The 20,774-nt window shown below is 50.8% G+C and carries 14 protein-coding genes; 9 read left to right on the top strand and 5 right to left on the bottom strand.

Going from position 1 to position 20,774, the window contains the following annotated elements:
* The first annotated feature begins 234 nt into the window (after positions 1-234).
* From RGU75_RS08510 to RGU75_RS08480, 7 genes are all read left to right on the top strand, one after another.
* The gene (locus tag RGU75_RS08510; protein ID WP_322234894.1) at positions 235-465 is read left to right on the top strand and encodes a hypothetical protein; all 231 of its coding nucleotides are present in this window, start codon (positions 235-237) and stop codon (positions 463-465) included.
* A 431-nt stretch (positions 466-896) separates the two neighbouring features.
* Complete coding sequence (gene metX / locus RGU75_RS08505) at positions 897-2,102, top strand: homoserine O-succinyltransferase MetX (RefSeq protein ID WP_322234892.1); 1,206 nt, start codon at positions 897-899, stop codon at positions 2,100-2,102.
* Positions 2,092-2,694 carry a methionine biosynthesis protein MetW gene (gene metW, locus RGU75_RS08500; protein ID WP_322234890.1) on the top strand — a complete coding sequence of 201 codons (603 nt, stop codon included), beginning with the start codon at positions 2,092-2,094 and terminating at the stop codon, positions 2,692-2,694. The genes metX and metW overlap by 11 nt, the downstream gene beginning before the upstream one ends.
* 83 nt (positions 2,695-2,777) lie before the next feature.
* Positions 2,778-4,025: an AmpG family muropeptide MFS transporter gene (locus tag RGU75_RS08495; protein WP_322234888.1), complete on the top strand. Its 1,248-nt coding sequence runs from the start codon at positions 2,778-2,780 to the stop codon at positions 4,023-4,025.
* Between the two features lie 232 nt (positions 4,026-4,257).
* The gene (locus RGU75_RS08490) at positions 4,258-6,180 is read left to right on the top strand and encodes a PrkA family serine protein kinase (RefSeq protein WP_322234886.1); all 1,923 of its coding nucleotides are present in this window, start codon (positions 4,258-4,260) and stop codon (positions 6,178-6,180) included.
* A 277-nt stretch (positions 6,181-6,457) separates the two neighbouring features.
* Complete coding sequence (locus RGU75_RS08485) at positions 6,458-7,726, top strand: YeaH/YhbH family protein (RefSeq protein WP_322234884.1); 1,269 nt, start codon at positions 6,458-6,460, stop codon at positions 7,724-7,726.
* Positions 7,723-9,264 (top strand): SpoVR family protein, encoded by a 1,542-nt coding sequence (locus tag RGU75_RS08480; RefSeq protein WP_322234882.1) that lies wholly within the window; start codon positions 7,723-7,725, stop codon positions 9,262-9,264. Before RGU75_RS08485 ends, RGU75_RS08480 begins: the two co-directional genes overlap by 4 nt.
* 107 nt (positions 9,265-9,371) lie before the next feature.
* Here the strand turns inward: RGU75_RS08480 and guaD are convergent, their stop codons facing one another.
* The 4 genes from guaD to xdhA form a co-directional block, all read right to left on the bottom strand.
* Positions 9,372-10,709: a guanine deaminase gene (gene guaD, locus RGU75_RS08475; protein ID WP_322234880.1), complete on the bottom strand. Its 1,338-nt coding sequence runs from the start codon at positions 10,707-10,709 to the stop codon at positions 9,372-9,374.
* 130 nt (positions 10,710-10,839) lie between these two features.
* Complete coding sequence (xdhC, locus tag RGU75_RS08470; RefSeq protein ID WP_322234878.1) at positions 10,840-11,994, bottom strand: xanthine dehydrogenase accessory protein XdhC; 1,155 nt, start codon at positions 11,992-11,994, stop codon at positions 10,840-10,842.
* Positions 11,995-12,090: 96 nt separating this feature from the next.
* Positions 12,091-14,460 carry a xanthine dehydrogenase molybdopterin binding subunit gene (gene xdhB / locus RGU75_RS08465; RefSeq protein WP_322234876.1) on the bottom strand — a complete coding sequence of 790 codons (2,370 nt, stop codon included), beginning with the start codon at positions 14,458-14,460 and terminating at the stop codon, positions 12,091-12,093.
* Between the two features lie 34 nt (positions 14,461-14,494).
* The gene (gene xdhA, locus RGU75_RS08460; RefSeq protein ID WP_322234874.1) at positions 14,495-16,087 is read right to left on the bottom strand and encodes a xanthine dehydrogenase small subunit; all 1,593 of its coding nucleotides are present in this window, start codon (positions 16,085-16,087) and stop codon (positions 14,495-14,497) included.
* A gap of 577 nt (positions 16,088-16,664) precedes the next feature.
* Between xdhA and RGU75_RS08455 the strand changes: the two genes are divergently transcribed.
* Together RGU75_RS08455 and RGU75_RS08450 are read left to right on the top strand one after the other, a co-directional pair.
* Positions 16,665-17,966, top strand: coding sequence for an NCS2 family permease (locus RGU75_RS08455; RefSeq protein WP_322234872.1), 1,302 nt, complete (start codon positions 16,665-16,667; stop codon positions 17,964-17,966).
* 258 nt (positions 17,967-18,224) lie between these two features.
* Positions 18,225-19,778, top strand: a complete 1,554-nt coding sequence (locus RGU75_RS08450; RefSeq protein ID WP_322234870.1) for an argininosuccinate lyase — start codon at positions 18,225-18,227, stop codon at positions 19,776-19,778.
* A 134-nt stretch (positions 19,779-19,912) separates the two neighbouring features.
* Here the strand turns inward: RGU75_RS08450 and RGU75_RS08445 are convergent, their stop codons facing one another.
* Positions 19,913-20,608 (bottom strand): Crp/Fnr family transcriptional regulator, encoded by a 696-nt coding sequence (locus tag RGU75_RS08445; RefSeq protein WP_322234868.1) that lies wholly within the window; start codon positions 20,606-20,608, stop codon positions 19,913-19,915.
* Positions 20,609-20,774: the final 166 nt, after the last annotated feature.

Below are 20,774 nucleotides of genomic sequence, written 5' to 3'. Positions count from 1 at the left end.
TTTTCACAGAAACGCTACTTTCCAAATTTAAACAGGACCATTACTACTTTAGGCTAACAAGTAGCCTCTAAAACTTGCGCGTTCGTCCAAAATGCCAGATACTAAAAAGGTCCCTGACAAAGAGGGGAACGGGCTTCGAATCCTGAAATATCCAAAACGCACAAACGGCGCAATACCGTTTTTTTTCGCGTGAATATTTTATTGCTCCTTCGAACACCACCCGAAAAGTTGACAATGTCTGCAAACACTCCAACCCGCACCCTCCGCACTATCGAAATCCTCGATACTCTTACGTTATTACATAGCCGCACTTCTGCAATCCTTGCAGCCCTGTCGATGGCGTTTGACAGCCAGCAAGACCGACTTCCCAAACCTACCGTGCAAGAAGTCTTAGAAGCGACGAACGCTCTGCTAGAGAAAGCACAAGAGCAAGTTCGGGCGCTGGAAGCGCACTTACCTAGTTAGAATCGCATTGTGAGATGGCCTCTAACGAGGCTGCCAACGCGCTTCAAAAGGCAACATTACACCTTTGGACCAACAAGTCAGCCGCAGCATTTGACGCCAGCCCCTGACTTGGTTATTCTTAATACCGTTGCTACGTTGCGTAGCAACAAACAGCGCCGATTTGAACGGTTAACTACCTCAGCTTGCGGGCGCGTGACATTTCCAAAAGGAATGTCGAATAAATACGGCTAAAGCGAGCTTGCATTGCAAGCCCCCTTGATTTAGCCCGATGAGCGCAAGCTTTCGGGCTTTTTTATTGTTTAATCAGGAGGAGACATTTGACGCTGGCGCTGACAGGGCCATCAGAGCAAATTGCCGCTGGGGCAATGTTGCGACAGTCTTCCTTATAAACTAAAACCTCAGTCATCCATAACGTTGCGACACCACCACACATGTCTTCAGGAATAGTCTCACCGCAATCCATGCACTTTGCGACACCGCTCACATTGCAAAGCGGTGCGTCATTGTCTAATTACACCCTCGTCTATGAAACGTATGGAACGCTCAATGCTGACAAATCCAACGCCGTATTGGTTTGCCATGCGTTGAATGCCTCGCATCACGTCGCTGGCAAATATGCCGATGATGAGAAGAACGTCGGCTGGTGGGACAACATGGTTGGTCCCGGAAAGTCAGTCGATACCGATAAATTCTTCGTCATGGGTGTCAATAACCTTGGCTCATGCTTTGGTTCTACCGGGCCGATGCACATCGATGCGACAACAGGCAAACCGTACGGCGCCAATTTCCCTGTCGTCACGGTGGAAGATTGGGTGCAAGCGCAAGCACGACTTGCCGATGCACTTGGCATTACGCAGTTTGCTGCCGTGATGGGCGGGTCGTTGGGCGGCATGCAAGCGCTGGCTTGGAGTTTGCTGTATCCAACGCGCTTGCTGCATTGCGTGGTGATTGCGTCTACACCGAAGCTATCGGCGCAAAATATCGCCTTTAATGATGTTGCACGGCAAGCTATATTGACTGACCCAGATTTTCATGGCGGCGATTTCTACGCCCATGGCGTGGTACCGAAGAACGGCTTGCGGGTGGCGCGCATGATTGGGCACATCACGTATTTGTCAGACGATGACATGGCAGAAAAGTTTGGCCGGGATCTGCGCTCGGGTAGCTATCAGTTCGGATTTGGTATCGATTTCGAGATTGAATCGTATTTGCGTTATCAGGGTGACAAATTCTCTGAATACTTCGATGCGAATACCTATTTACTCATTACCAAGGCGCTGGATTATTTTGATCCCGCGGCAGAATGCGGCGGCGATTTAACCGTCGCGCTGGAAAAAACCCGTGCAGAATTTCTCGTGGTGTCGTTCATGACCGATTGGCGCTTCTCGCCACAACGGAGCCGCGACATCGTTCAGGCCTTGGTGAACAACCGCCGACGCGTGAGCTACGCAGAAATTGATGCACCGCACGGTCATGACGCTTTTTTGCTGGAGGACGCCCGCTATCAAAATGTGGTGCGTGAATATTACAACCGCATTTGGAAAGCGATCAATCAAGGCGGTGCCATCACTAACGTATTGCGCCCAGACGCCAATGAGATAGCACAAAATAGCGCCGGAGAAAAACATGAACTTTGAACAACTAAGTGATCTACGGCCCGATCTTGCCTTCATCGCCCATTGGGTCCCCAAACAATCTCAGGTGCTGGATTTGGGTTGCGGCGATGGGGTAATGCTGGATTACTTGCAAACTGACAAGCAATGCGCCGGTTATGGCGTTGAAATCGACGATAGCAAAATTCCTCCCTGTGTATCGCGCGGTGTATCGGTCATTCAGCAGGATTTAGAAACGGGGTTAGCCTTATTTGCCGATAACGCGTTCGATACTGTCTTGTGCCTTTCAGCGTTGCAAATGATGAAAAACGTCGAGGGTGTTTTACGTGATATTGCACGCGTTGGCCGCGAAGCAATTGTATCGTTCCCCAATTTTGCCTATTGGCCACATCGCATGGCGCTGCTGCGCGGTCGTATGCCGGTGTCCAAATTGTTGCCTTATGAATGGTACGACACGCCCAATTTACGTTGTGCAACCATCAAAGATTTTGAAGAATTGGCGAACGAAGTGGGACTTGAAGTGCTCGAATGTGTAGCATTGCACGATGGCAATCCTGTATCATTTTTACCAAACTGGCGCGGTAGTTTAGCGGTATTTCGCTTTCGCAAAAAATAGGCAACGGACTTGCGCAAAATCGCCCCACCTGCATAAGTCCCATTATTCATTTTGATTACTAACGCCCGGTTATGGGCGCATTAATGACTTCAACCTCACAACCCTGGCATCACTATCTGAACCGACGCATGTTGATCTGCGTTTTTCTCGGCTTCACTTCTGGCTTACCGCTTTTTATATTACTGAGTTTGTTGCAAGCCTGGCTTGCAAAATCCGGATTGAACGTCAAAGCACTCGGGTTATTCGCGTTAGTCATGTTTCCTTATACGTGGAAATTTTTATGGTCGCCACTAATGGACCGCTTCCACTTTGGTCGCATGGGCCGCCGGCGCGGCTGGATGGCGCTGACGCAAGTGGCGCTGTTTATCGCTATCGGCGTCATGGGAATGTTCGACCCGATCAACCAGTTGTCCGAAATAGCGGCGATGGCGTCGCTGGTGGCGTTCTTGTCGGCCAGTCAGGACATCGTAATTGATGCCTATCGACGTGAAATTCTGCCCGATAGCGAGCAAGGTCTGGGCAGTGCGATCCACGTTAATGCCTATAAAGTTGCGGGAATGGTGCCAGGCGCGCTGTCGTTGGTCCTCGCCGATATCCTGCCGTGGCATCAGGTATTCTGGATTACAGCCGGATTTATGTTGCCTGGATTAATATGCACATTGCTCATTAAAGAACCAAAAGTATACGGCGACCCACCGAAGAATATTCGTGCTGCCGTACTGTTGCCGTTTCAAGAATTTGTTTCCCGTAATGGTTGGCAAAGTGCGCTGTGGGTACTTGGTTTTATTTTTCTTTATAAACTTGGCGATAGTATGGCAACGGCGCTGGCGACCAAATTTTATATTGATCTCGGCTTTACGATGACGCAGATCGGCGCGATTTCCAAAACAACCAGTCTTTGGTCGAGTGTTGCGGGTGGCATTATCGGCGGCATCTGGATGGTCAAAATTGGCATCAATCGTGCGCTATGGATTTTTGGTGTGGTGCAAGCGGTGACGATTCTCGGCTTTGCATGGCTGGCGAATGTCGGTGCGGAACCGTTTGTACTGGCCATCGTGATCGGTGCGGAGGCTTTCGGTGTAGGACTCGGGACAGCCGCCTTCGTCGCCTACATTGCTCGCACGACAGACCCGCGTTACACCGCGACGCAATTTGCTCTATTCACAAGTCTGGCAGCTGTTCCGCGCACGTTTATCAATTCTTCGGTCGGTTACATCATTGCCGAAACTGGCTGGTTTAACTTTTTTATTCTATGCTTCGTATTGGCTTTGCCCGGCATGTTGTTGCTACCAAAGGTCGCGCCGTGGAACGAAAAACGCATAAACGCATAGAAAATTCGCTGTTGTCTGTAACCTCTATTTACATAAATTCTCGGTTGCGTTCGAGAAAAACATATAGAATCAAAAGTGTGGATTCCTGTTCTGTTAAATACCGCGCCAATTCAGATGCATTCAACTGCATTTAGCGGGCTCTAAACAGACTCATACACATGGTGAGAAATCCTACGTAGTAGCAATTGTTTGTTCAGTTCGTTTTTCGCAACATCGTTGATGCGGGGGTGATATGGATATTTACAGCAGCTTTGCGAGTCGGTTCGACAAGACCAGAGAAGAAGAGTTTTCACTTGAAGAGTATCTGACGCTTTGTAAGAACAACCCCACCGTGTATGCGACGGCGGGTGAACGCATGCTGATGGCAATCGGTGAACCCGAAAAAATCGACACGCGTCAGGACCAATTGTTGTCGCGGATTTTTGCCAACAAAGTCATCAAAGTCTATCCGGCCTTTAAAGAATTTTATGGCGCCGAAGAAGTGATCGAGCAAGTCGTCGCTTATTTCCGTCATGCGTCTCAAGGTCTCGAAGAGAAAAAACAAATTCTGTATTTGCTGGGTCCCGTTGGGGGCGGCAAATCGTCTATCGCAGAACGTCTGAAACAATTAATGGAGCATGTACCGTTTTACTCCATTAAAGGTTCGCCGGTGAACGAATCGCCACTGGGTTTGTTCGACTATGACGAAGACGGCGGAATTCTAGAAGAACAATACGGCATTCCACGTCGGTACATCAAGTCCATCCTCAGTCCGTGGGCAGTAAAACGTCTGCACGAATATAACGGTGATATCCGTAAATTCCGGGTGGTCAAACGTTTCCCTAACGTTCTGCGTCAAATCGCCATTTCAAAAACGGAGCCAGGCGACGAAAACAATCAGGATATTTCTACCCTGGTCGGCAAAGTCGATATTCGCAAACTGGAACAATACTCACAAGATGATGCCGATGCTTATAGCTACTCTGGCGGATTATGCTTATCGAATCAGGGTTTGCTCGAATTCGTCGAAATGTTTAAGGCGCCGATAAAAGTTTTACATCCGTTGCTAACCGCCACGCAGGAAGGTAACTTTAAAGGAACCGAAGGATTTGGTGCGATCCCGTTTGACGGCATTATTCTGGCGCACTCAAACGAATCTGAGTGGAAAGCCTTCCGCAACAATAAGAATAATGAAGCGCTGCTGGATCGTATTTACATCGTCAAAGTGCCTTACTGCTTGCGTGTTTCAGAAGAAATTAAGATTTACGAAAAGTTGATTCGTACCTCTTCACTTGGCAAAGCGGTATGTGCGCCAGGAACATTAAAAATGATGGCGCAGTTTTCGATTCTGACGCGTCTTGCTGAGCCCGAGAACTCAAATATTTTTTCTAAAATGCAGGTCTACGATGGCGACAATCTGAAGGACAGCGATCCGAAGGCCAAGTCGTTTCAGGAGTACCGCGACTATGCCGGTGTTGATGAAGGAATGACCGGCGTTTCTACCCGTTTTGCTTTCAAGATATTGTCGCGAGTGTTCAATTTTGATTCGGCTGAAATCGCTGCTAATCCTGTCCATCTTATGTACGTGCTGGAACAACAAATTGAACGAGAACAATTCTCTCAGGAACTTGAGCAAAAATATCTTTCTTACGTCAAGGACACGCTCGCATCACGATACGCCGAGTTCATTGGCAAAGAAATCCAGACCGCTTATCTGGAGTCGTATTCTGAGTACGGACAAAACGTGTTTGATCGTTATGTCACGTACGCGGATTTCTGGATTCAGGATCAGGAGTTCCGTGATCATGACACCGGCGAAAGCTTTGACAGGGCTGCACTGAACGCCGAACTGGAGAAAATTGAAAAGCCAGCCGGCATCAGTAATCCAAAGGATTTCCGTAACGAGATTGTTAATTTTGTTCTGCGGGCCAGAGTCTCGAACGGTGGCAAGAATCCACTTTGGACCAGTTATGAAAAACTGCGTGTCGTCATCGAGAAAAAGATGTTCTCGAATACGGAGGATCTGCTTCCCGTCATTTCATTTAATGCGAAAGGCTCAGCTGACGAGATGCGCAAGCATGAAGATTTTGTCAATCGCATGGTGACTAAAGGTTATACCCCCAAGCAGGTAAGGCTTCTCTGCGAATGGTATCTGCGGGTACGTAAATCGTCATAAACTTTTTTTACCGTCTGCTGATAAGACCTGAATGGGAGCTAAATGGTGCGAAGAACGCGGAATGGCCTTAAACAGTTGAGGAACCGCTGAGGATTCGGAGCGCCGTTTAGCCCCACATCATGTCAGAGCATGGACGGTAGAAAGATAGACGACCCTATCTGCGGTGGTGGTGTGAACTGTAACTGCACAGGGCTGCTTTTGTAAGTCTGGTATCGGTTAAGGGATTAAGCGATACCGGTGGCAGCTCCCAGATACATTCCGATCAGGAGACTGTACCGTGTTACATCAGATAATTGACCGTAGGTTGGCTGGAAAGAACAAGGGCATCGCGAACCGCGAGCGCTTCTTGCGTCGCTATCGCGACGATATTCGACGTTCGGTAACAGAAGCGGTACGTGACCGCGGTATCACAGAAATCGAAAAATCCAAGAGTATTACCATTCCCCGTAAAGATATTTCCGAACCGGTCTTTCGACACGGATCAGGTGGCATGCGTGAGGTAGTTCATCCCGGCAATCAGGATTATCTTCAAGGTGACCGGATTGCGCGCCCGGACGGCGGCTCGGGTCGCGGCGGTGGTAGCGAAGCAAGTGATCAGGGCGAGGGCCAGGATGACTTCGTTTTTGAATTGTCGCGTGAAGAGTTCATGCAATATTTCTTCGAAGACCTGGAGCTGCCGCGTCTGATTAAAACCAATCTGATGACAGCACCGACCTGGAAAAATATGCGGGCCGGTTACTCTACTGACGGTTCTCCCAACAATATCGATATTGTCAGATCGCTACGTAGTTCGCTGGGACGACGCATTGCGCTAGGTTCGCCGCTGGTGGCGCGACTACGCGAGCTTGAGCTATTGATGGAAGCGCTGAAGGATGATACAGAGGACCGTGGCGAAGAAATCAAGCGTCTGGCTGATGACATTCATCATCTGAAGGGGCGCATCTGGCGTATCCCGTTTATCGATCCTTTCGACTTGCGCTATGTCAACCGCGTCCGTCAGCCGCAACCGTCAAGTCAGGCGGTGATGTTTTGCGTCATGGACGTGTCAGGATCAATGGACGAGCAACGCAAAGATCTCGCTAAACGCTTTTTTATTTTGCTGTATCTGTTTCTCACGCGTAACTATGAACACATCGAAGTGGTCTTTATTCGCCATCACACGCGCGCCGATGAAGTCGATGAAGACACCTTTTTCCACTCGCAGGAAAGCGGCGGTACGGTCGTATCGAGCGCGCTTGAGCTGATGTCTAAAATCATCGATGACCGTTATCCACCGGGTGACTGGAACATTTATGGCGCGCAGGCGTCAGACGGTGACAACTGGAATGATGACTCACCAAAATGTCGCAAAATTCTTGAACAAAAAATATTGCCACGTTCGCGTTATTTTGCTTACATTCAGGTAGTTCCTGAAGAGCAAAATTTGTGGATGGAATACGCGCAAATAGTGCCGGATTATCGCCAGTTCGTGCAAAAGAAGGTTCAGCACGCGAGCGATATTTATCCGGTATTTCGTGAACTGTTTGAAAAACAGGTGAACGTATGAATGCACGTGCTGATATCAACAAGCGCAAATCGCCGTTACCTTGTCCATCCGACTGGACTTTTGAGTTAATCGAGCAATATAACGTCGAAATCGCGCGCGTCGCAGCAGCGTATAAGCTCGATATTTATCCCATTCAACTTGAGATAATTACTGCCGAGCAAATGATGGATGCCTACGCGTCATCGGGGATGCCGGTGAATTATCGCCATTGGTCATTCGGCAAGCATTTCCTATCGACAGAGCGCGGCTATAAACGTGGGCAAATGGGTCTGGCCTACGAAATCGTGATCAATTCGAATCCTTGTATCGCTTATCTGATGGAAGAAAATACCCTGACGATGCAAGCGCTGGTGGTAGCGCATGCCGCGTATGGCCATAATTCGTTCTTCAAGGGCAACTATTTATTCCAGCTGTGGACAGATGCAAACGCCATTATCGATTATCTGGTGTACGCCCGTAATTACATCGCGGAATGCGAAGAGCGCCATGGATTTGATCGCGTTGAAGAATTGCTGGATTCTTGTCATGCCCTGATGCATTACGGCGTCGATCGCTACAAACGTCCGCAGCATTTGTCTTTGCTGAAAGAACGCGAGCAAGCCAGAGAGCGTGAGGAATACAACCAGTCACAAGTGAATGCGTTGTGGCGGACTTTGCCAACCAAAAAAGAAGAAGCCACCGCGCAGGATGAAAACCGCTTTCCGCCAGAACCACAAGAAAACTTGCTGTATTTTGCCGAAAAGAATGCCCCGCTTTTAGAGCCATGGGAACGTGAGGTCATTCGTATCGTGCGTAAAGTCGCGCAATACTTCTATCCGCAACGACAAACCCAGGTGATGAACGAAGGATGGGCGACATTTTGGCATTACACCTTGCTCAATACGCTCTACGATGAAGGTCATCTGACCGACGGTTTTATGATGGAGTTTTTGCATTCGCATACTAGCGTGGTGTATCAACCACCGATCACAAAATCGTATTACAACGGGATCAATCCTTACGCATTGGGGTTTTCAATGATGTGCGATATTCGACGCATCTGCGAACATCCCACCGATGAAGATCGCGAATGGTTTCCTCAATTAGCAGGAACGCCATGGCTTGAAGCGCTCCATTACGCGATGCGTAACTTTAAGGATGAAAGTTTTATTGCCCAGTATCTGTCGCCCAAATTGATCCGCGATATGCATTTGTTTTCGGTGCAAGATGATGAAAACCGAAGTGAATTGGAGGTGACGGCAATCCATAACGAGTCGGGCTATCAGTACGTCCGTGAAACGCTGTCACGCCAATATGACATCAATCATCGTGAACCGAATATTCAGGTATGGTCGGTCAATACCCGCGGTGACCGGAGCCTGACTTTGCGTCACTTCCGCAGTGACGGCCGACCGCTGGGCGAGAACACAGATGAAGTATTACGACACATGGCGCGATTGTGGCAATTCGACGTGCATCTGGAAAGCGTGGATGACAGCGGCAACGTGCTGCGTCGCTATCAATGCGTTAGCAATAATCGCTATACGTTACGGTCTTAAGGTACGGCCTTCATTGCGAAGTGCGTCGTCCGTATAGCAATAGAACGGTGAGAGTATGAAAGCCACGCGGTGCAGGGATGCAATGCGTGGCTTTATCATTTATCAGGTTAGCGTTGATAAACGCGTTTCCCCGCCGCAAAAGTCGCCAGAATACTGCGATCATCCCCTAGCAATGCTATTGCAAACAGTAGCTCTTCAAGGCCGTCAGTATTAGCGGTGCGTCGCGCCAGCAGCGGCGTGGCATGCGGGTCCAGCACGATAAAATCCGCCTCCGCACCGGCGACAAAATTGCCGATCGTGTTTTCCAGTTGCATACTGCGCGCGCCACCCAGTGTCGCCATGTAAAACATCTGCAATGCTGGCAAAAACGTGCCGCCCATGCGGGCGACTTTGTATGCCTCATTCATGGTTTGCAGCATCGAAAAACTGGTTCCGCCGCCAACATCGGTTGCTAATGATAACGGCACGCGATGCGTATCAGCCCGTTCAAAATCGAATAAGCCACTACCCAGAAACAGGTTGGAAGTCGGACAGACCGAGATGGCCGATTGCGTTTCGGCCATGCGCCGACGATCACTGTCGTCTAACCAGACGCAATGCGCATACATTGAGCGTGGGCGTAGCATGCCATATTTGTCGTAGACATCCATGTAGCTGCGCGAATCTGGGAACAGTGATTTGACCCACGCCACTTCATCCGTATTTTCCGCCGCATGCGTCTGCAAATAGACGTCAGGATAGGCCGCTGCCAATTCGCCCGCCAGTTGCAATTGCGCGTCACTGGACGTGGGTGCAAAGCGTGGCGTGATGGCGTACATCTGACGCCCGCGGTTGTGCCATTTTTTGAGCAGGTCTTCACTTTCACGGATACCGCGTTCGGCAGTGTCTTGCAGAAAATCGGGGCAATGTCGGTCCATCAAGACTTTGCCGGCGACCATCCGCAGGTTGCGCGCTTCGCTTTCCGCAAAAAAAGCCTCGACGGACTCTGGATGCACGGTGCAATACACCATCGCGGTTGTGGTCCCGCAACGTAGTAACTGATCCAGAAAAAAATCTGCCACTTTGCGCGCATGCACCGGATCGCTGAACTTGCGCTCGGTCGGAAAAGTATATTTTTCCAACCAAGGCAGCAAACCCGGCGATGGCGACGCGATCATATCGGTCTGCGGATAATGAACGTGTGTATCAATGAAACCCGGCATGATGATCTTGCCGCGATAGTCGTGGATTTCTTGACCGTCTGGCAGCGATCCTTTTAAATACTGATAATCCCCAGCCGCGACCACCTGTCCGCCTTTGATCAACAACAGGCCATCTTCATACCAGCAAATCGCATCGGCTTGATGCGCGGGGTCTGCAGGATCCGCAGTAAAGTGCAACACACTGGCGCGATAGGCCTGAAGCGTTGCGTGATCGGATTGCGCGGTGTTGTCGCCTGCTGCCATGAGATACATTCCTTTAGTAATCAAAATCTATTTTTTTACATCTATTCTGAGATGCGGTTTACACATGTTTCAACATCCAAGTGTTTCTGGTATCTATATACGAAAGTAACTTACCAAACCGAAGAGAATCTTAGAGAAGCGTTCCAGCGTCACTAAACATCTGCGGTGCTACTGTATTCGACACGCTGGAAACTTCGGATATAGCGGATAAAACAGGCGTGACCGGCAATGTGCGGCCGATGCTTTCCCACACCTGAAGCAGTTGTGCCGTCACTGAAGCAGCGATCACCGCTGGCTCTTTGCCAATGATTCCCGGAATGCCGATTGGACACACCATCTCGGCCAATCGCTGCGGTGGTATGCCGCGCTCTTCGAGTCGATGCTCGAACTGCATGCGCTTGGTTTTTGAACCAATCAAACCAAACCACGCCACATCGTCGCGCTGCAAAATAAGCTCCGATAAGCGTTGATCCAGCGCGTGGTTATGCGTCATCACCAAAAAGCTTGCGCCGGCCGGAGCGCTGGCGACCACGGCTTCGGGAATGTCAGTGGCTTCTATCGTGACATTGGCAGGCTGATGATCGGGAAACATTTCTTCCCTTTCATCGATCCAGGTTATCCGACAAGGCAAATCGGCCAACGCGCGAACGATGGCTGCGCCGACATGGCCTGCGCCAAATAGAAATAATTGTGGCCGCGGCGCAAGGCAACCATCCAGTAACCAGCGCTGACCTGCGCTATCGCGTATCAGCATTGCGCCATCTATCAAGGCCGGTAACCGCGGCAACATACCAGGACCGTGCAGGCGCCGACCATCTACATCGCAGAGACTAGGCGCGGCTGCGCTATTCACGCTTTCCGTGCCGTCGACGCGATCCAAGGCAACCAAACGCCAGCTGTCCTCGGCTTTGCGCAGGCGTAATTGTAGATAATTAAAATATTCTGCGGCATTGGCATCGACGCGTTCAAACGCTAAATGCACCACACCGCCGCAACATTGGCCAAGCGCCGGCCCCAACGAAAATCGTTGCAAGCGCCGTTCACCGGCTCCGCTAAAGGCATCCGATTCGGCATCCAAAAGCATCTGATGCGCGATGTCGATGGCACACAACTCCAGGTGACCGCCACCGATGGTGTCAAACTGCGCCAACGTCGTCACCACCATCTTTGCGCCAGGCGCGCGCGGGCCGGAACCCTCGACCTGCGCGACCGTGATCAAGATCGCTGGATTGGCCGGTGTCGGCTGCTTCATCAGCGTGATCAATGCATTTAACCAAAGTGTCATGGCGGTTTACCTTTTTTGAAGATCATGTGCAGTGATCGACGTTTGCATCAATTTTCGATTTACAGCGCTTTAGCTGGCTTTGCAACTAGCGCCATTTCAAGCACCAGCGGCCATCGCTTCAACCGCCGTAATCGCATTCAAGATTGCTTCACTGGTCGCTGGCGCATTTAACGGCGGGTTGTAGCGATGATCAACGACGCTGGCAACGGCGTCACGGATCGCAAAAAACACCGAGAAAGGCAACAATAATGGCGGTTCACCAACAGCTTTGGAGCGATGAATACTGTCTTCTACGTTGCGATTCTTGAACAAGCGCACGCGGAAGTCTTGCGGACAATCGGATATGGCCGGAATTTTGTAAGTCGATGGCGCGTGCGTCATTAACTTACCATCCTTGTTCCACCACAATTCTTCGGTGGTTAGCCAACCCATCCCCTGAATGAACGCCCCCTCAACTTGCCCTATATCCAGTGCGGGATTGAGCGATTCACCCGCGTCGTAAAGAGCATCTGCGCGCAACAGTCTCCACTCGCCAGTAAGCGTATCGACCACCACTTCGGAGACCGAAGCACCGTAGGCAAAATAAGAAAATGGATGACCGGTCATGGTCTTGGAATCCCAATACAAACCCGGCGTGGCATAAAATCCGTCGGACCATAACTGCACTCGCGCCATATACGCTTTTTGCACCAGATCAGCGAAAGTAATGCTGTGTTCGCCCATTTGTATCAGACCCGCGGCAAAGGTCACCGCCGTCACATCGCCCGCATATAAGGTGATGAAGAATTCGGCCAGACGCTGACGTATTTTGTGCGCTGCATTTTGTGCTGCTTTACCGTTCAAATCAGCGCCAGTGGAGGCTGCGGTGGCGGACGTATTGGCAATCTTGCTAGTATCAGTTGCCGTGACGCGCACTAAAGCCAAAGGAATACCCAGCGCGTGCGCGACAACCTGCGCAACTTTGGTGTTAACGCCTTGCCCCATTTCGGTGCCGCCATGGTTGACCAGCACAGAGCCGTCGGTGTAGACATGCACTAGCGCACCGGCCTGATTCAAGTGGGTGACGTTAAAGGCGATACCGAATTTGACTGGCGTGAGCGCGAGGCCTTTTTTGAGCACCAGACTGTTGGCGTTAAAAGTATCGATAGCTGCACGGCGCTGGCGATAGTCACTGGTACTTTCCAGCTCTTCAACCAGTTCATGGATGACGTTGTCGACGACTATTTGACCGTACTGCGTCACATTGCGGCCTTCTTGCTCATTACGACCATAGAAATTATGTTTGCGAATATCCAACGCATCACGACCAAGATTACGCGCAATCTCGTCGAGTATGTATTCAATCGCAATTGCACCTTGCGGTCCGCCAAAGCCCCGGAACGCCGTATTCGACTGGGTATTGGTTTTGCCGCACATAGCGCTGATGTCTACGTCTGACAAATAATAGGCATTGTCAAAATGGCAGACCGCGCGCGTGGCAACCGGTGCCGACAAATCGGCTGAATAACCCGCCCGACTGACCATCTGTACCCGCGCGCCAACTATGCGTCCGCCGTCGTCATAACCGACCTCATACTCATAATGAAAGCAATGCCGCTTGCCAGTCACCATCATGTCATCGTCACGATCAGCCCGCAGTTTGACAGGACGCTTTAATTTATGCGCAGATATTGCTGCAACCGCTGCCCATAAAGCCGATTGCGATTCCTTGCCGCCAAATCCGCCGCCCATACGACGACATTCAACCACCACATTGTGCGCGTGCAAACCCAGCGCGTGCGCTACAACGTGCTGCATTTCGGACGGATGCTGGGTCGAGCATTGAACCAACATGCCGTTACCTTCTTTGGGAATCGCATACGAGATCTGACCTTCCAGATAGAATTGCTCCTGACCGCCGACCAGCAACTCGCCGCTTAATTTATGCGGCGCATTGGCAAACGCCGACTCAACATTGCCGCGTGCCAGATGCATCGGCGGCAACACATACGACTTTGCCGCATGCGCTGCCTGCGGCGTCAAAATCGCTGGCAGTTCATCATAGTCGACCACCGCTTTGCGCACTGCACGGCGGGCGTTGTCGTGGCTGTCGGCGACGACCACAAATATTGGTTGTCCGACATATTGGACCAGACCATCGGCAAGAATTGGATCATCATGAATGATCGGACCGCAATCATTGGTACCAGGAATATCGCCGGCAACGTAGACCGCGACCACGCCTGTGGCGCTACGGACCGCTTCCAGATTGATCGAACGAATCCGCGCATGCGCCTTTTGAGACATCCCGAGCGCGGCGTGCAACGTGCCTTGCGCTTCGGGTATGTCGTCGGTATAGGTAGCTTCGCCCAGTACATGGAGAACCGCCGATTCGTGCGGATGTGACTGGCCGACTTCCGCCCAGGTAGTCTTATCGGCGGGTGCGCCACTATCAGTTTTTAAAAAAGCGTCAGTTTGGGTATTCATAATCTTTCTTCCTTATGCCGAATGGCGCTTAATGTCAGGCAGCGCACGCAACGCTGGCAAACGCATTAACCTGGTCCGGCCGTAACGGCGCGTCAATACGGGTTTCTAACCAGAAGCGACGTAATAGATTCTGCGCTGTTTTCATCCGATAGGTGCTGGATGCGCGCATGTCTGATAACGGTGCAAAATCTTCTGCCAATAAGGCCATGGCCGATTGCAAACGCGTTTCGTCCCAAGGCTGCCCAATTAGCGATGCTTCGGCTTTGGCGGCGCGTTTCGGTGTCGCCGCCATGCCTCCAAAAGCGATACGGATCGCACCAATGTTGTCGCCGTCCATCACCACAGAAAACGCGGCACATACCGCAGAAATATCCTGATCAAACCGCTTCGCCAGTTTGTAAGTGCGGAACTGCGTAGCGCCATTTGGAAGCGGCACCCTGACCGATTCAACGAACTCATCGGGTTGCATGTCTTTTTTCATGTAATCCAGATAGAGCGACTCCAATGGCATCACGCGTTGACCGGTCGGTCCGCGTAACACCACTTCCGCACCGAGTGCGATCAACCATGGTGGAGAATCGCCAATCGGGGAGCCATTCGCGACATTGCCACCGAGTGTGCCAGCATTCCGAATCGGTAACGAAGCAAATCGTTGCCACATCTCACGCAATTCCGGGTAATGCGTGCTGAGCGCTGAATACGCATCGTTAAGTGTGACGCCTGCGCCGATGTGAAGTTGACCGTCTTTGATGACGACGGTGGCGAGTTCTTTGACTTGCCCCAAAAAGATGATGTCGCCAAGGTCGCGCATTTGTTTGGTGACCCATAAACCAACGTCGGTCGATCCCGCCAGCATGCGCGCCGCTGGATTCATGGCGCGGATGTCGACCAATTGTTGTAAGGTGCGCGGCGCGTAAAAATGTTGTCCTTCGTAACTATAGGTAAACAGTTCGTCGCGCTGTAGTAGCTGCAACGATGCCTGCAATCTGTCGCGGTCGAAATTGACCAGCGGCAACTCGCCCATTCGGTGCGCCGCATCAATAATCGGACGATAACCCGTACAGCGGCATAGATTTCCGGACAATGCCAGATCGATATCCTGGCGCTGCAAAGGCTGCCATTGGATGGATTGCTGGGATTGCAAGCATTGGCTAGTTGGCGCAGCAGATGTCGCGGGCGATGACGAAAGCGCGTGCACGCCTTCGTTTTTGAGATATAAATCCCACAACGACATGACGAAGCCGGGGGTACAAAAGCCGCACTGCGAGCCATGGCATTCAACCATTGCTTGTTGTACCGGATGCAACGCGCCATCCTGTTGTTTCAAATCCTCGACTGTAAACAAGGCTTTGCCATCCAGCGTTGGCAAAAATTGAATACAGGAATTCACTGATTTCATCTGGACGCCATCAGCGCCGATTTCACCGATCACCACAGTGCAGGCACCACAATCGCCCTCGGCGCAACCCTCCTTGGTTCCGGTGCAATGCAGATCTTCGCGCAGATGCTGGAGAATGGTACGGGTTGGTGCGGCGCGGTCGACCGTGTGCACCTCGCCACGATAAAAAAACCGAATTGGGCTGCTGGCTGCGCCGGATGGTGCGGTGGTTTGGATGGCAGTAGACAAGAAAGACTCCAATATGATTTATTTATACACTATAGATTAGCAGTCGCGCACGTTGACGAGTGCGCTATACCGATGATGTCGACTATTTGCAGAATGAAATATCGATACGGTTTTTGATGCTGGCTGGTTGATACCGGTCTTGTATCTACTTTTTATCGACCCAAAACTTTTCAATTATTACTATGCGTCATCTTTCACCAACATTAACTACGATGATTCAGCATGGATCACCTTCATTATAGTAATCATTTAGTACCATAAATATTAACAATTGCTATGCGCTGACGTGTGCCGTTTTGCCCTGCAATTGCAATTAGAAATAACAATATTCCTAATTGGACGTTTATCTTTTACTTGCATCCATAATAAGTAAAATCAGGCGAGCGCAGTTATCATCTATTTTATATACCTATTATTCGCAAGGAAGCATCCTCCAGCCCGCAATCTGGAACACATTACGTTGCCCGAACGCTGCTTAATGCGCAACTAACGAGTAACCTCACAAAAACTAAAAACAGGTCAAAAGGGCAACTGTGGACGTCGACCACTGCGGCCTTACAATAATAAAGGAGACACCATGCAATTTCTCGAGAAATTTTTTAAGCTGAAGGACAATGGCACCGACGTGCGTACCGAGCTGATCGCCGGACTCACAACGTTTCTAACGATGGCCTATATCATCTTCGTCAACCCGGCGATTCTGGGCGACGCCGGTATGCCAAAAGACTCCGTATTCGTGGCGACCTGTATCGCGGCCGCGGTCGGTACACTGATCATGGCGTGCTATGCCAACTATCCTATTGCGCTGGCGCCCGGAATGGGACTGAACGCCTACTTCGCCTATACCGTGGTCAAAGGAATGGGTGTACCTTGGGAAGTGGCGCTTGGTGCGGTCTTCATTTCTGGCTGCCTGTTTTTAATCATCAGTCTGGTCGGCGTCCGAGAAATCATCGTCAATGGGATTCCCCCCAGTATCCGAATAGCCATCACAGCCGGTATCGGACTATTTCTGGGACTTATTTCTCTCAAAACTGCTGGCATCGTGGTCGCCAATCCGGCCACCTTTATCTCGTTGGGTGATCTGCATCAAATCCCTGCGATTCTGGCGATTGTCGGATTTCTGATCATCGTCGTGCTCGACCGATTCCAGGTCAAGGGTGCCATATTGATCGGCATTGTGACGGTGACTATCCTGAGCTTTCTGATCGGCGGCAACAAGTTTATGGGCATATTTTCCATGCCGCCATCAGTCATGCCGACCTTGTTCAAACTCGACATCATGGGTGCGCTATCGATGGGCGTCATGAACATCGTGCTGGTATTTTTTCTGGTAGAGCTGTTTGATGCCACCGGCACCATGATCGGTGTCGCCACGCGCGCTGGTCTGGTCAAGAATGGCAAGATGGAACGCCTTAACCGTGCTTTGCTGGCAGATAGCACAGCGATTGTGGCTGGCACCTTTCTCGGCACTTCCAGCACCACCGCTTATATCGAAAGCGCGGCGGGCGTGCAAGCCGGTGGTAGGACCGGACTGACCGCACTGGCCGTGGCGATCCTATTTCTGGCGTGCCTGTTTATTGCACCATTGGCCGGAGCAGTTCCTGGATATGCGACCGCGCCAGCACTATTTTATGTCGCTTGTCTGATGCTGCGCGAAGTCACGCATCTGGATTGGGACGACAGCACTGAGAGCGTACCTGCAGTTATTACGGTATTAATGATGCCGTTCACCTACTCCATCGCCAACGGGATCGCCTTCGGCTTTATTTCCTACGCCGCATTGAAATTGTTCACCGGCCGATTTAAGGAAGTGAAACTGGTGGTGTGGATTATTGCCGCGGTCTTCTTGTTTAGATATATTCATTTGGGCGCTGAATAATAGACGCGCTAAACGCTCACGTAATAAGTGAGAGCATTAGTTGACCAACCAATAAGTTAATTAACAAGCGGCGATTTAAATATCGCATCGATTCAAGGCAGAACCAAGGGGCGTCTTGCAGAACACGCCCCTTTTACGTTCGCATGGTGTGCATGGTGTAAATGGGGTGTACATGGTGTGTACATGGTGTATTTAATCACGGCAATGACCCGCATTCCATTAGAATCGACGCTCCAACCAGCGCAACCCAGGCAAAAAATGTCCCGTCCTCATCTCAAGACCATTCAAATGTCCGTTCTCTCCCCATTTTCCCGACGGATCAGCATATTGGCGCTCATTCCTCTGATCGCATGCTCACTAGCGTATGCCGCAGCAGACGCACCAACTGGCAAGGATTTGCACGACAACTTTCACTTTCTAGGCGAAATGAACAAGGCCTCGACCGTCATGGTCGTAGAAACAGGCATTGTGCCGCCCGCCCTTGGTAAAAAGATCGCCTCCGCAGTCGACCAAGTCATCCAGAACGGTGACCAGCCCGGCGCGAAACGACCAGCAGACTATCTACAATATGAGCCGCTGATCCTTGCCATTGCTGGGCCGGATGGCTCGCGCATGCATTCTGGTCGCAGCCGTCAGGACATCCTGTCAACGACCCGTCGCCTGATGCAACGCGAGCGCGCCTTAAAACTGATGGATGCGATGAACAAATCGAAAGCCGAGTTCCTTGCGCTAGCCGCAAAGCATCTTGACACCATCGTCCCCGCCTATACCAACGGCGTGCAGGCGCAACCCACGACTTACGCGCATTATTTGCTCGCATTTGCGTCTGCGTTTGGTCGCGACAGCACCCGCTTGCAAGAGGCTTATGCACGCCTTAATCAAAGTCCGTTAGGCGGCGCGGCGCTGGGCACATCAAGCTTTCCAGTGGATCGGCGAAGACTGGCAGAATTATTGGGATTTGATGGCGTCATCGAGAACTCGTACGATGCCACCCAGTTAGGTGCGCTGGATCAGGGCGTCGAACTCGTCACGTTATGCAGCAATGCGGCGTTGATGATCGGTATTTTGATGCAAGACATTCACACCCAATACCACCAGCCTTATCCCTGGATCATGATTCAGGAAGGACGCCTGACCGGGACCAGCAGCATCATGCCGCAAAAACGCAATCCCTACGCCCTCAATATCCTTCGCTTGCAAGCGAGTGATATCGTTGGTGGGTCAATGACATTCCAGTTAGAGGCACACAACGTCACGCCAGGGATGCCGGATTACAAACGCGATCAGGTCGAAAAGACGCTGGACATGACCACCGACGCCTTCATCAAACTGGCCGATCTGATGGACAACCTGATCATCGACAAAAAACGCTCGTTGCAAGAAGTAGACGAAGACTATTCGACAACAACGGAACTGGCCGATATCCTGCAACGCGACTCCGATATTCCGTTCCGCGTAGGTCATCACTTTGCCTCTGATCTCGTTACCTACGGTCGCACCAATAAGCTCAAGCCGACCGACATACCTTTTGACATCGTGCAACAAAAGTATGCCCAAGCAGTGAAGGTCTTCGGGTTCACCGAAACGCAATTTCCATTGACGCAAGAACGTTACAAAAAATCGTTGACCGCACAAAATATGCTGTCTTCCAGCAAAGGCCTGGGCGGACCGCAGCGCAGTGAAACCGAACGCATGCTCGCGGTTGAAAAAGAGAAATTGATGCAGGACGTCGCGTGGTTAAATACCCAGCAAAACAAACTTGCGCGTGCACAAGATAATCTTGATAAAACGTTTCATAAACTCGAAAATTAATAGACGCTTTGAGCCAGCAGTTGGAGTCCGCTCGAGACTCCAACAAAAATCCATCCACCGTTTCATCGGCAAATCTTGGATGTTAATTCAATGCGGCAAACATATTCCATTACCGCCAAGCCCGTCAATCAGTCTCATAATTCCGCCAAACCAAAGCGCCGCAATCCATCCAGATCCACCACCTGAATCGATTGGTAGGAAGTTGTCACCAGATTCAATCTGGCCAGTTCCTGCAACGCCTGATTGACGCGCTGGCGTGATAATCCGGTCAACAAACCGATTTCCTCTTGAGAAAAGGCGAGTACCGCCATCGTGCGGGGGTACAACACAGGATGAAATAACTGCGCAATCGCTTGAGCAACCTGCGCATCGGCACTTAGCAACCGCGTGTTTTGCAACGAAGCAATGAACTCGCCCATACGCTCATTCAGTTGCCGAATAACGAAGGCGGTGAACGGCAAGCTTTCAGCTAATAAAATATGAAACGTCTGCTCCGGAATTAACATAATCTCAGCGTCGCGTACTGCAATCACGTCATATTTGCGCACCTCCCGTTTGATCACGCTGCCCTCACCGACCCAACCACCGGCAGGAATACCTGAAAACGTACAACTGCGACCATCTGCGCTGTAGATAGCCAGCTTGATTAATCCGCGCTGCACACCGATCCAATAGTGCGAAATAACGCCGCGGCGTGCCACAAATTCCCTTGGGGCAAAATGCTGGATCACTGTCGTTTTTGCTACCAGCGTCTGATGTTCCGGAGCCAGCGCCAAAAACCACGCATGCATGGAGAGCTGATCAAAAAGGTTTAACCCGACACTTGTCATGGCATCTACTATGAGAATGGAAATAGCTAAATATTTTTTGTCCAAATTGCGCAACCTGTCGTCTGCATGACAAACAAAATGCCTAGCAAGTGATAGGCTAACGCCTGTTACACCATTACGCCATTACACAATAACAAAACCAATCAGGATAGTGGCATATTCCATC

The organism is Glaciimonas sp. CA11.2, from assembly GCF_034314045.1.
Taxonomy (GTDB): Bacteria; Pseudomonadota; Gammaproteobacteria; order Burkholderiales; family Burkholderiaceae_D; genus Glaciimonas.
Note: the sequence above shows the minus strand (reverse complement) of the source record. Positions and strands in the feature narration are given on the sequence as shown.